At 35.6% G+C, this 13,364-nt stretch carries 8 protein-coding genes; 2 read left to right on the top strand and 6 right to left on the bottom strand.

All coding sequences use genetic code 11. The annotated features are described in order from the left end of the window. Positions 1-98: 98 nt before the first annotated feature. From pheT to recG, 5 genes are all read right to left on the bottom strand, one after another. The gene (gene pheT, locus ACSVH5_RS00005; protein ID WP_438059417.1) at positions 99-2,519 is read right to left on the bottom strand and encodes a phenylalanine--tRNA ligase subunit beta; all 2,421 of its coding nucleotides are present in this window, start codon (positions 2,517-2,519) and stop codon (positions 99-101) included. A 174-nt stretch (positions 2,520-2,693) separates the two neighbouring features. Then, positions 2,694-3,995, bottom strand: a complete 1,302-nt coding sequence (locus ACSVH5_RS00010; protein ID WP_438059418.1) for a TolC family protein — start codon at positions 3,993-3,995, stop codon at positions 2,694-2,696. A 187-nt stretch (positions 3,996-4,182) separates the two neighbouring features. After that, on the bottom strand, positions 4,183-7,278 hold the full coding sequence (locus tag ACSVH5_RS00015; protein ID WP_438059419.1) for an efflux RND transporter permease subunit: 3,096 nt from the start codon (positions 7,276-7,278) through the stop codon (positions 4,183-4,185). 102 nt (positions 7,279-7,380) lie between these two features. Next, on the bottom strand, positions 7,381-8,439 hold the full coding sequence (locus tag ACSVH5_RS00020) for an efflux RND transporter periplasmic adaptor subunit (protein ID WP_438059420.1): 1,059 nt from the start codon (positions 8,437-8,439) through the stop codon (positions 7,381-7,383). A gap of 305 nt (positions 8,440-8,744) precedes the next feature. Then, on the bottom strand, positions 8,745-10,853 hold the full coding sequence (gene recG / locus ACSVH5_RS00025; protein ID WP_438059421.1) for an ATP-dependent DNA helicase RecG: 2,109 nt from the start codon (positions 10,851-10,853) through the stop codon (positions 8,745-8,747). A gap of 154 nt (positions 10,854-11,007) precedes the next feature. Between recG and ACSVH5_RS00030 the strand changes: the two genes are divergently transcribed. Continuing rightward, on the top strand, positions 11,008-11,454 hold the full coding sequence (locus ACSVH5_RS00030; RefSeq protein WP_438059422.1) for a YhcH/YjgK/YiaL family protein: 447 nt from the start codon (positions 11,008-11,010) through the stop codon (positions 11,452-11,454). Positions 11,455-11,465: 11 nt separating this feature from the next. Next, positions 11,466-12,011, top strand: a complete 546-nt coding sequence (locus ACSVH5_RS00035) for a DUF1697 domain-containing protein (protein ID WP_438059423.1) — start codon at positions 11,466-11,468, stop codon at positions 12,009-12,011. 362 nt (positions 12,012-12,373) lie between these two features. Here the strand turns inward: ACSVH5_RS00035 and ACSVH5_RS00040 are convergent, their stop codons facing one another. Then, positions 12,374-13,111, bottom strand: coding sequence for a diphthine--ammonia ligase (locus ACSVH5_RS00040; RefSeq protein WP_438059959.1), 738 nt, complete (start codon positions 13,109-13,111; stop codon positions 12,374-12,376). Between the last annotated feature and the right edge of the window lie 253 nt (positions 13,112-13,364).

The following is a 13,364-nucleotide window of genomic DNA, read 5'->3' on the forward strand; positions in this document are numbered from 1 at the left end:
CTACGATAGTTCCAGATTAGTTACAATATTTCAAAAAAAATCGGTAAAGGAATATTCCTTTACCGATTTTATAATGAAATCTATATTCATGGAAAAAATTATCTCAAAACAGCTCCAAGTTTTGTTTCAAAATTCTTTTGCAGTTTAGACATGATTTTATCAATCTGAGCGTCTTCTAAAGTCTTTGCTGTATCTTGAATTGTAAAACTTAAGGCATATGATTTTTTGCCTTCAGGTAAATTTGACCCAGCATAGACATCAAACAAGTTGATTTCTTTTAGCAATGTTTTTTCTGTTTGTCTTGCAATTTTATAAATAGCATCGTAAGAGACTTCGTTGTCTAATAACAAAGCCAAATCTCTACGAACTTCTGGATATTTTGGAATATCGGTAAATTTAATTTTGCTTGACACTAATTTTAAAACAAGTGCCCAATTGAAATCTGCATAAAAAACTTCTTGTTTAATTCCAAAATACTTTAAAATTGACTTTTTAACAACTCCAAATTCAACTAAAGTTTCTTGACCTAATCCAAAAGCAATACCTTCTGAAAATACATCAGAAGTTACAGGAATACAATTTGTTTTTTGAATTCCTAATTTTTCTAAAATTGCAGTAACAAAACCTTTAAATAAAAAGAAATTAGATGGTTGTGAGGCTTGTGTCCAACTTTCTTGATTTCTATTTCCGGTTTGGAACAAAGTCAAATGTTTGATTTCTTCGTAACCAGAAGGGTAGTTGTGGTATGATTTTCCGAATTCAAATAGTTTTAAATCGGCATTTTTTCTGTTGATATTGTAAGCCAATGCTTCTAATCCTGAAAACAACAAGGATTGTCGCATTGTTGCTAAATCACTGCTTAATGGATTTAGCATCGTCACATTGTGTTCTTCCTTTAGTACAGTTGAAAGTTCCGCATAAGCAGCAGTAGTCAACGAGTTGGCCATCATTTCATGAAAGCCTTGTGCGTTCAATTGTGAAGCAATAGTGTTTTGAACTTTATAATCTTCTGTTCTTGGTGAATTAGCTACAGAAGCATTGATTTTTTTGGATAGACTAATATTGTTGTAGCCATAAACGCGAAGAATTTCTTCGATTACATCTATTTCTCTTTGAACATCAACACGATAGGAAGGAATTGTTAATCCCAAACCAGCATCAGAAACACTGTTTACTTTTATTTCTAAAGAAGCCAAAATTTGCTTGATGGTATCTTTTGGTAATTCTTGACCAATGATTTTAGCCACTTTGCTAAAGTTTAAGAAAACTGTAAAGTCTTCTATTTTCTTTGGATATACATCCACAATATCAGATGTAATTTCTCCACCAGCTACTTCTTGAATTAATAATGCCGCTCTTTTTAAAGCATATTCAGTGATGGTTGGGTCTATTCCACGCTCAAAACGGAAAGAGGCATCAGTGTTTAATTGATGTCTTTTAGCAGTTTTTCGAACGCTTACTGGATTAAAGTAGGCACTTTCAAGGAAAATTGCTGTTGTGTTTTCGGATACACCAGAATTTTTTCCTCCAAATACACCTGCGATACACATTGGTCCTTTGTCATCACAAATCATTACATCTTCTTCATGCAAAGTTCTTTCGACATCATCAAGAGTAGTAAATTTTGTTCCAGTAGGCAACGTTTTTACCTGTACTTTTCCGTTAATTTTATTAGCGTCAAAAGCGTGAAGCGGTTGTCCTAAATCGTGTAAAACATAATTGGTTACGTCAACAATGTTGTTTTTCGGATTGATTCCTATTGCTTTTAAGCGATTTTGTAACCATTCAGGTGATGATTTTACAGTAATTCCAGAGATAGTAACCCCGCAATATCTTGGTACTAATTTGCTTTCTTTTACATCAACATCTATTTTTAAAGTTCTTTTGTCAACTCTAAAATTACTAACAGATGGTGTGATTAATTCTACGTTAACGCCGCTTTGTAGCATTCCAGCTCTTAGGTCTCTTGCGGTTCCAAGATGACTCATAGCATCAGCACGGTTAGGTGTTAATCCTATTTCAAAAACTTCGTCATTTTCAATTTTAAATACTGTGGCAGCTTTAGTTCCTGGAACCAAAGTTTCATCTAAAATCATAATTCCATCATGACTTTCGCCAAGACCTAATTCATCTTCTGCGCAAATCATTCCGTGGCTTTCTTGTCCGCGTATTTTTCCCTTTTTTATGGTAAAAGGGTTTCCTTCTTTATCATACAAAACCGTTCCAATAGTTGCAACAGGTACTTTTTGTCCAGCGCCCACATTACTTGCTCCACAAACAATTTGAACGGGTGTCCCATCTCCTAAATCTACAGTTGTAACTTTTAATCGATCTGCATCTGGATGTGGTACACAAGTGAGTACGTGTCCAACTACAATGCCTTCTAAACCTCCTTTTACAGATTGGTATTTGTCTACAGTTTCTACTTCAAGTCCTAAATCTGTTAGTAATGCTGCTGTTTCTTCAGAATTCCAATCAATCTTAATGAATTGTTTGAGCCAATTATATGATATCTTCATTTGTCATTTTTAATAAGAATGCAAATATAAGGATTGCTGTTTGGTGTGAGAAACATTTTTTATGTTTTTACAATACAAAAAGTACATATTTGGGTATATTACTAAAGAAAGTAGACTTACTTTTGAAACAGTAAATGAGTAAAAACTTCTATTGTTAACTTGAATTTCTGTTTCTTAATAGGATATATTTCCCGCTAATTCTTTTAGTGCAATTTCAGATAATTTCGCTTGGTATTGTGCATTGCTATTTCTAACTCTTGCATTCACATAATTCAGTTGAGCGGCTCTAAATTCGATGGTTGTAATGGTACCAATTTTTAGCTTATCGATTGTTATAGCAAGATTTTGTTTGGCAATCGCTTCGTTATTTTGCTCCAAATTAATCAATTCTAAATTGGTCAAATACGTTTGATAAAAAGTAGACAGTTGCGATTCTAATACTTGAGATTGCTGCTCGATAGCTAGTTTTGTGTTTTCTAATTCAAACTTGGCTATTTTTTCATTTCTGTTTTGAGCAAAACCATCAAATATATTTAAGGTTGCTGAAAAACCGTAATTGAATCCTCTAGCTGCAAATTCACGTGTAAATCCTAAACTTGATTCTGTATTTTGAAAATTGTAACCTGTATTCAAACTCACTATAGGATATCTGGCGGCTTTGACTTGTTTGAGTTGCAATTCCGAAACATTTTTGGCAATAATTTGGGTTTGCAATTGTGGATTTTGCTGTTTAGCTAGTTCAATCAATTGTGGTAATACCAAAGAATTATCAACTTTGATTTCATTCAAAACCGTAAATTCTTTCTTGACATCTCTAGCCAGAATTTGATTCAATTTAATTTTGGTATTGGCATACAATTCTTTTTGTCGCAATAAGGTTACTTTATCGGTATTTAAATCTACCTGAGCATTCAAAACCTCTAATTTTGATGCTTTCCCAATTTTGAATCGATTTTCTGCCAATTGTAATCGCTGTGATGAAATCAGTAAGGTACTGTCAATGGCTATCAATTGCTGTTGTTGTTGCACCAAATCAAAATACGTAGCATTTACTTCGGCAATTTTTAGTAAAATCGTTTGTTTTAATCTTGTTTCGCCTAACTTTTGCAATTCCTTCAATTGATCGTACCTAGCAAACATTCTTAAACCATCAAAAATCGTCCAATCCAAACTCACACCATAATTTAAACTATTGTTTTTGGCATCTTTCAACGAATTTACTTGTCCGTTTTGCAAGGTTTGCGAACTATTCTGAATACGGTTATTATCCACTACCGAACCCGTTATCGTAGGCAACATACCAGCATTTCCCTCAGACATATTGACTTTATCTATGTTCAGGTTGTTACTCGCAATTTTTATTTCGAAGTTATTCTCCAAGGCTATTGCCACCGCGTCTTTTATAGTCAATACTTCTTGAGCATTTCCTAAAACACTGCCAAGCAATACCAAAAAAGCAATTATATTTTTTTTCATTTCTTATTTTCAACTACCAATTAAATTCTAATTTTCTAATTTGAGGAGCACCACATTTGTTTTCAAAACACGATTCCTCCCGCTATCCGCTATATCTTTTTTTATTTTTGAAAAGAAAAATAAAAAAAGGATGCCGCTGCTATCGGGGCTATACTACACCTTTCATTTTCATAAAACGTAGCCAAAATTATTTCGATTCGGCTTCGTATTCTGCAATATGGTCAAATTCAGGATAATGTTTTCTGGCTTTAGACCACATCAAATACAACGCTGGAATTACAAATAAAGTCAACACCAATGAAAAAATGGTTCCACCAACAATCACGACTCCCATACCAATTCTACTAGTAGAAGCGGCTCCAAGTGACAAAGCAATTGGTAACGCTCCTAACGAAATCGCCAAACTCGTCATCAAAATAGGACGCAAACGCGCTTCAGAAGCTTCCATAATCGCTTCAAATTTTGATTTGCCTTGTTCACGTAATTGATTTGCAAATTCTACAATCAAAATACCGTTTTTGGTCACCAACCCAATCAACATTACGGTTCCGATCTGACTGAAAATATTCCAAGTCTGATTAAACAACCACAACGAAAATAAAGCTCCAGCTACCGCCATTGGAACAGTCAAAATGATAATAAACGGGTCAATAAAACTTTCAAATTGTGCTGCCAAAATCAAAAATATCAAGATTAAAGCTAATCCAAAAGCAAAAGAAGTATTCGAACTACTTTCTACAAAATCTCGAGATTCTCCACCTAAGTCAGTAGTAAACGTATCGTCCAAAACTTTGGCTTTGATTCTATTCATCGCTTCAATTCCTTCGCCCAAACTTTTGCCTGGCGCTAATCCCGCCGAAACAGTGGCCGACATATAACGGTTGTTGTGATACAATTGCGGTGGATTACTTTGTTCTTGGATAGTCACTACATTATCCATCTGAATTAATTCTCCTTTGTTGTTTTTGACAAACATAGAAGTAATATCAAGTGGTTTTGTACGGTCTTCTTGGTTGAATTGTCCAATGACTTGGTATTGTTTTCCGTTTTGCATAAAATAACCAAAACGTTGTCCGCTCAACGAAAGTTGTAAGGTTTGTGCAATATCCAAAACCGAAATTCCTAAGCTTTCTGCTTTTTCTCTGTCGATGGTAACGGTAACTTCAGGTTTGTTGAATTTCAGGTTCACATCCGTAATCGCAAAAGTGGAATCTTTAGCAGCTTCTTCCATAAACAATGGAATTTTCTCTTCTAATTTTTTAAAGTTTGGCGCCTGAATAATGTATTGAATAGGCAATCCTCCACGTCGATTTACAGCGATTGTAGGTTGCTCAATCACAGCAGTTTTTGCTTCAGGAAATTGTTTGGTGATTTTGGTTAATTGTTCTGCAATTTCCTTTTGAGAACGCTTCCTTTCTTCTGGTGCTTTTAAGGCAATACGAACACGTCCGCTGTTTACCGTAGAGGCTCCAAAACCTGGTGATGTTATGATAAGTGAAACATTTTTCTCTGGAATGGAATCGTCTACAATCTTAGAGATTTCTTGCATAAAACGATCCGTATATTCGTAAGACGCACCTTCTGGAGTAGTCATTGACATTACGATGGCACTTCTATCATCATAAGGAGCCGTTTCTTTTTTCAAAAGCGAAAAGAATAGATAAATCAATCCAAAACAAGCAATTAGAATAGGGAAACTCAACCATTTCTTTTTCATAAAACGGCCCAATGATTCTGCATAGTTGCTGTTTAATTTTTCAAAATAAGGTTCGGTCATCAAATAGAATTTTGATTTCTTTTGAACCCCACCTTTCATTAAATAGGCATTTAGCATTGGGGTCAAAGTCAAAGAAACAAAAGCTGAAATTAAAACAGCTGCACCAATGACCACTCCAAATTCCCTAAACAATCGCCCCACAAAGCCTTCCAAAAATATAACAGGAAGAAAAACGGCAGCCAACGTAATCGAAATTGAAATTACCGCAAAAAAGATTTCATTCGACCCTTTTATTGCTGCTTCAATAGGAGACATTCCTTCTTCTACCTTTTTGAAAATATTTTCGGTTACTACAATTCCATCATCAACTACCAATCCTGTGGCTAAAACAATCGCCAACAACGTCAATACATTTATCGAAAATCCAAAAAGCCACATAATAAAGAATGTAGCAATCAAGGAAACAGGAATATCAATCAACGGACGGAAGGCTATAGCCCAATCTCTAAAGAATATATAGATAATTAAAATTACCAGAATGATAGAAATACCAAGAGTTTCAGCTACTTCAACTACCGATTTTTTCACGAAAATCGTACTGTCAATGGCAATGTTCAATTTGATATCCTTTGGTAAATCTTTTTGCAAAGAGTTATAGACTTTATAAAACTCTTTGGAGATATCTAAATAATTGGCTCCTGGCAGCGGAACTATCGCCACACCCAATAACGGAAGCCCAGATTGACTCATTTTGGTCTCTAAATTTTCAGCGCCTAGTTCGGCATTTCCAATATCGCTAAAACGGACAATTCTATCGCCCTCACTACGAATGATGATGTTGTTAAACTCTTCAGGTTTAGTTAGGTTTCCAACTGTTTTTACGGTCAAATCAGTATTGTTTCCGGTTAATTTTCCGGATGGTAATTCTACGTTTTGTTTGTTTAATGCAGCACGAACTTCTGCAACAGTACACCCATAAGCTGCTAATTTTACGGGATCAATCCACAAACGCATAGCGTATCTTTTTTGTCCCCAAATTTGAACGCCACTTACACCAGGAATCGTTTCTAGGCGTTGAGCAATTACATTCTCTGCAAAGTCACTTAATTCTAGTGCGTCTCTAGAATCACTTTGTACCGTCATAGAAATAATGGATTCTCCATTAGCATCCGCTTTAGAAACTACAGGAGGAGCATCTATATCTTGTGGTAAACTACGAACGGCTTGTGATACTTTGTCACGAACATCATTGGCTGCTTCTTCTAGATTTTTGCTTAAATCAAATTCAATAGTAATGTTACTACTTCCTTGTATGCTCGAAGAAGTTACATTTCGAATCCCATCTATAGAGTTTATGGCTTTTTCTAAAGGTTCGGTAATTTGAGATTCGATAATGTCTGAATTGGCACCAGTATAATTCGTTCTCACCGATACTTGAGCAGGGTCGATAGAAGGGAATTCTCGAACTCCCAAAAAACTGTAGCCAATGACTCCAAATAAAATGATAGTCAGGTTTAAAACTATCGTTAAAACGGGTCTTTTTATGCTTATGGTGGATAAACTCATTTTTTTCTTTTTCTATTTAAGTCCTTAGTCTTTAGTTCTTGGTTTTAATCTTCAGTTGTTTATGACTAATCACTAATGACTAGCTACTAATTACTAAAAACACTACTTAATTTTAACTTTTACTGGTGTTTCATCTTTCAAAGCCATTACGCCCGTGGTCAGTAAAGTATCTCCAGCTTTTAATCCTGAAAGAATCAAGATGGAAGCATCTGTTCTGGTAGAAGCTTCTACTTTTACTTCTTTAGCCATTCCTTTTTCTGAAATGAATACTTTTTTACCATTTTGAATCGGAACTATTGCTTCCGTAGGGACAATAATTGCATCGTTAATGACATCTAATGGTAATTCGACATTAGCAAAAGTTCCAGGGAAAAGCTTTCCTTCTTTATTATCGGCTATAGCTCTAACTTGTAAAGTTCGAGTTGCTGTGGCTACTTCAGGTTCGATAGCGTAAACAACACCGTGGTATTTTTGAGTGGTACCAGAAACGGAAAAAGTGATGTTGGTATTTAACTTGATTTGTGAAGCATATTTTTCTGGAACTGAAAAGGTAATTTTTAATTTTCCGATATTAACCAAATTCGCAACTAGAGTAGTAGGTGTAATGTAGGTTCCTGGAGAGATAGAACGCAATCCTATTTTTCCAGAAAAAGGAGCTCTTACTGATGTTTTTGCAATTTGAGCTCTAATTAATTGCACTTGAGCCTGCGTTGATTTGTGCTCGGCTCTTGCTACATCATATTCTTCTTGACTGATGGCTTCTTTTTGTAAAAGCAATTTAGCTCTTCTAGCATTTTCTGCGGCTAGACCTTCTTTAGTTGTTGCTTGAATGAGTTGGGCTTTTAATTCTTGGTCGTTGACTTTAAATAACATTTGACCTTTGTTTACAAAACTTCCTTCTTGGAACGAAATCGCTTCTACAATACCCGAAACTTCACTTCTAATTTCAACTTGTTCATTGGCTTCGATAGAACCTGAAAGCGATAAATTGTTTTTAAAAACTTGGGTTTTAATAACGATTCCACTTACGTTCATCGGTTTGTCTTTTCCTCCTTTGTCTTTTGAATCGCCTCCTTTTTTAGAATTCGAAACTACTCTGTAGGCTATAAAACCTCCAATAATAAGAACTAAAAGCGTGTAAACAAGGTTTTTTATTTTCATAAGGTTATTTATTTTTTTTGGTAATTCTTTGGGTGTGGAAAGCAGTTTGTTTTTAACCTTCTAAAGTAAGATAAATTGAATTTTAAACTTGCTTTTTTATTAATTAATTAAATGAGACATTAGAAATAATCAATGGTTTAGTTGGTTTTTGAAAAAAAGTTCAAAAACAAAAGTAAAGCATTTGTAAGAAAGCGATAATAAGAAAAAATAATTTAACATTTGTACATACAAATTAATAAAACAACTCGGAATCGTTTCGTTTTAAATCATAAATTCTTAAAAACAAAGAGAATTTAATAATAGATTTAACTAATATAGTTCCAAATATTTTTTTTCTTGGTAAGTTCCATAAAAACCATTCTAAGGATGTTGTTTTCTGGTTTTTGCATAGAAGGGTCGTCATTAAGGACTTTGAAAGCGTAATTTCTAGCCAAAAGCAATATGTCTTTGTCTTTGACCAAATCCGCAATTTGAAGGTTTAAAACTCCGCTTTGTTGGGTTCCCATTATATCTCCTGGTCCGCGTAATTTCAAGTCTACTTCGGCAATTTCAAATCCGTCATTGCTGTTGACCATAGTTTCCATTCTGATTTTACTATCGCTGGTCAGTTTGTGAGAAGTCATCAAGATACAATAACTTTGTTCAGCACCACGACCCACGCGACCACGCAATTGGTGGAGTTGAGATAGTCCAAAGCGTTCGGCACTCTCAATAATCATTACGCTGGCATTGGGCACATTTACACCAACTTCAATTACAGTAGTGGCTACCATAATATTTGTTTTTCCATCGGCGAAGCGTTTCATTTCGGCATCTTTTTCTGCAGGTTTCATTTTACCGTGCAAAATCGAAATGGAATAGTCGGGTAGTGGGAAATCGCGTGAAATACTCTCGTAACCATCCATTAAATCTTTAAAATCCATTTTTTCGGATTCCTGAATTAAAGGATACACAATATAAATTTGTCGTCCCAAAGCGATTTCATCTCGAATAAATTTCCAAACTTTCAAACGGTTGGAGTCAAAACGATGCACAGTTTGAATGGGTTTTCGACCCGGAGGTAATTCATCAATAACCGAAACATCTAAATCGCCATACAAACTCATCGCCAAAGTTCTAGGAATAGGAGTAGCCGTCATAACTAATACGTGTGGAGGGATGGAGTTCTTTTTCCACAACTTTGAACGTTGTTCTACTCCAAAACGATGTTGCTCGTCGATTACAGCTAGGCCTAAATTTTGAAACTGCACTTTGTCTTCCAACAGCGCGTGCGTACCGATTAAGATTTGCAAACTTCCATTTTCGAGTTCTTCGTGGATGATTTTTCGTGCTGCAGTTTTGGTAGAACCTGTTAGGATTTTGATATTAATATTTAAGGTATTGGCAAATTCTGAAAGCCCGATAAAATGTTGATTGGCCAAAATCTCTGTGGGCGCCATCAAGCAAGCCTGAAAACCATTGTCTATAGCCAAAAGCATACTCATAAAAGCCACAATCGTTTTGCCAGAACCCACATCTCCTTGAAGAAGACGATTCATTTGGGCATTGCTTCCCATATCGGTTCGGATTTCCTTGATTACTCTTTTTTGCGCATTCGTCAAATCGAATGGTAGGTGTTTTTGATAAAAATCGTTGAACAATTCGCCTACTTTTGAAAAAGGATGGCCTTTGATTTTGTGTTTGCGAATCAAATTTTTGGTTATCAATTGCAACTGAATGTAGAATAATTCTTCAAACTTCAGACGGAATTGCGCTTTGGCTAAGGCTTCGCTGTTTTTTGGAAAGTGAATATTGAATAATGCAGCATTCTTTGGAATCAATTTCAACTCTTCAAGCAAATATTGAGGTAAAGTCTCGGTAAACAAGGCCTGTGTTTCTAAAAACAATTGCTGCATCATTTTGTTGATGACTCTGTTGCTAATTCCTCTGTTGGTCAAAGTTTCAGTAGACGGATACACGGGTTGCATAGCCGAACGCAAGCTTTGTTGGTGCTCAGCGAGTAACTCAATCTCAGGATGCGCTATACTGAACTGACTGCCGTATTGGGTACATTTCCCAAAAACAACACACATTTCATTGAGTTTTAAGCTCTCTTTAATCCATTTGTGACCTTGAAACCAATTCAAATCCATTTGTCCTGTCTCGTCAACGAAAGTAGCCACCAAACGTTTTTGATTTTTACCAAACTCCACCGTTTTGATGTGGATAATTTTACCAACAATCTGTACCTCGGCTGTGGTGCCTTGCAATTCATTGATTTTGTAATAACGTGTACGGTCAATGTAGCGATTGGGGTAAAAATTGACCAAATCTCCATATTTGTGAATACCCAATTCTTTGCGAAGCAATGTCCCGCGAGTGGGACCAACGCCTTTTAAATATTCAATGGGAGTTTCTAGGAGGTTATTGGACATTTTTGAATTATCGGTTATAAGTTGTCAGTTATGAGTTACTTTCAATTTTTTTTTTAGCAAAGCGAAGATACTAGATTGTTTCTAGATTTGGAAATGGGTTTGTTTAGGAAATTCCTTCAATTCACAATATCTTTGGAAACTAAATACTAGAAATATGGTTATTGATAAAATAGAGAATTACCGATTATACAGCCAATTGACCCAACGTTTGGCTAAAGGTTTTGAGTTCATAACTACCACCGATTTAAAGGCTATTGCCTCAGGAAAGCACGAAATTGATTCGGATAAAATATTTGCGATTGTACAAGAATATGATACCAAAGACGAATCCGAATGTGTACTGGAAGGGCACCACAAATACATTGATATTCAATACGTCATCAGAGGAGTGGAGTTGATGGGTTTTGCGCCTTTGACCAATCAGAAAATGGTGGAAGAAGACTTAGAAAAGGATTACACCTTTTATGAAGGTGATACTTCGTTATTGAGAGTGGAAGAAGGGATGTTTACCTTGTTTTTCCCCGAAGATTTGCACCGTCCTTGTGTAAAAGTTGGAGAGGTTTCGAAAGTGAAGAAAGTAGTGGTGAAGGTTAAAATTTAATTCAAAAAAGAATGACAACACACTTAGCGCTTCTCCGTGGCATCAATGTTTCGGGTCATAATATGATTAAGATGGAGGTTTTGAAAGCAACTCTTGAAGCCGTTGGTTTTAAGAACGTGCAAACCTACATTCAGTCTGGAAATGTTTTTGTGGATAGCGAAGAGGAAAATCCAGCCAAGGTAGGTTTTATGATAAAGCAAGAACTATTTAAAACGCTGGGACTTGAAGTTCCAGTGGTGGTGATAGGAAAATCGGATTTGGAGGCTTGTTTTGCTAATAATTCTTTTTTGAAAGAAAAAGAAGTGGATTTGAAAAAATTGTATGTCGCTTTTGTTTCGATGGAATTGAAAAGTAACAGTATCAATGATTTAAAAATGAGTCAAGTGAAACCCGATGAAGCGCAGATTGATGGCAGCAGAATTTACATTAAATACGCTGTGGGCGCTGGGAAAACGAGATTCGACCAAAAATATATTGAAAAAAAATTAAACATCATTGCTACGATAAGAAACTGGAATACAGTGACTCAGCTTTTTAATTTGTTCGAAGAAAGATAAAATTTTAAAAAATAAAATAATTGACGCAGCCTCTTTCGATTATGACAATCTAAGCAAAGAGATGCAGTTTGTAGTAGAATACAATTGTTACCACAAAGATTACTTTGGGCTACAGCTTAAATTGTTTATAATTTGATTTTTTGGTTAATTTCAATTATGACGGCACCTTAAAGAGAACTCTAGAGCTTTTGCTTTATTGTTCTCTTTTTTTTAAGACCATTAACCCAAAAAGTACGGATGTAGCCTTTTAGCCCCGGGAGTAGCGGCATCCTTTGCTTTTCCCTTTAGAAAAGCAAAGATATAGCGAATCACGGAACCTTGATGGCTAAAAAGCCCCATTCTTCCTGCTCCTAATACAAGGCTTACTTAGGAATTAAATCGCAATACCAAAAGCCGTAATCAAAGGCATCTGAGGCGCTGGTGTCGCAAGCGGTATCGGACGTATCGGTGGTGGCTGGTTTTTCGTATTTTCGGTAGACTACTTCTCCGATTTCAAAATCAATGGGTTGTTTGAACAAGGGGCCGTCGAAAGTAAAGGTGTGGAATTCGCCATTTTCGCCACAAACATCGACGTTTTCGGGCAAATCGTTGATGAAATCTTGGTCTATGATGCGTCCCACAAAACTTTTGTCTAAATAGCGCTCGTTGACACAAACGACTATGGTTTTGAAACCTAAATCGATAAACTCTTGAATTAGATCTTTTGTTGGGATTTTCCATAACGGAAACACACCTGTTAGGTCCATTGTGGCGAGTTTGTCCTCGCGGTATTGGCGTAAATCTTCGAGGAAAATATCGCCAAAAATCGAGTGGGTGATGCCTCTGGTTTTGAGTTGCCTCAAAGTTGTAGCTAAGGCATTTTCGTAAACTTCCATCGTAGGCATTTCAGGAATTTCGACTATTTCGAGCGGTAAGCCGATGCTTTCAGCTTGCGATTGTAGCAATTCAACACGAAGACCGTGCATAGAAACGCGTTGGAATTTTAGATTGACACTCGTTAAAAGACAGTCGATTTCGAACTCAGGATTTTGTAGTGTTTTGTATAAAGCAAGTGCTGAGTCTTTGCCGCTGCTCCAGTTAAATAAAGCTTTTATTTTCAATTGGGGTTTGTTTTTGTAGGCCGTAAAATTATGAAAGTAGCCACGAATTACACCAATTGCCACTAATTATTTAAGATTATAATTAAATTACTCGAATTCTATTACAATCTGTTGATTTGTTTTAATATTTGATTCTATGTGGTTATTTTTTTTTATTCGTAATTAATAAATCAACATTAACATTAATAATTCGTGTCATTAAAACACATTTTAATTCGTGCTTCATTAGTGAATTCGTGGCGGATATTTTTAA

Origin of the sequence: Flavobacterium sp. RSSA_27 (assembly GCF_051547125.1) — a bacterium.
Classification (GTDB): domain Bacteria; phylum Bacteroidota; class Bacteroidia; order Flavobacteriales; family Flavobacteriaceae; genus Flavobacterium.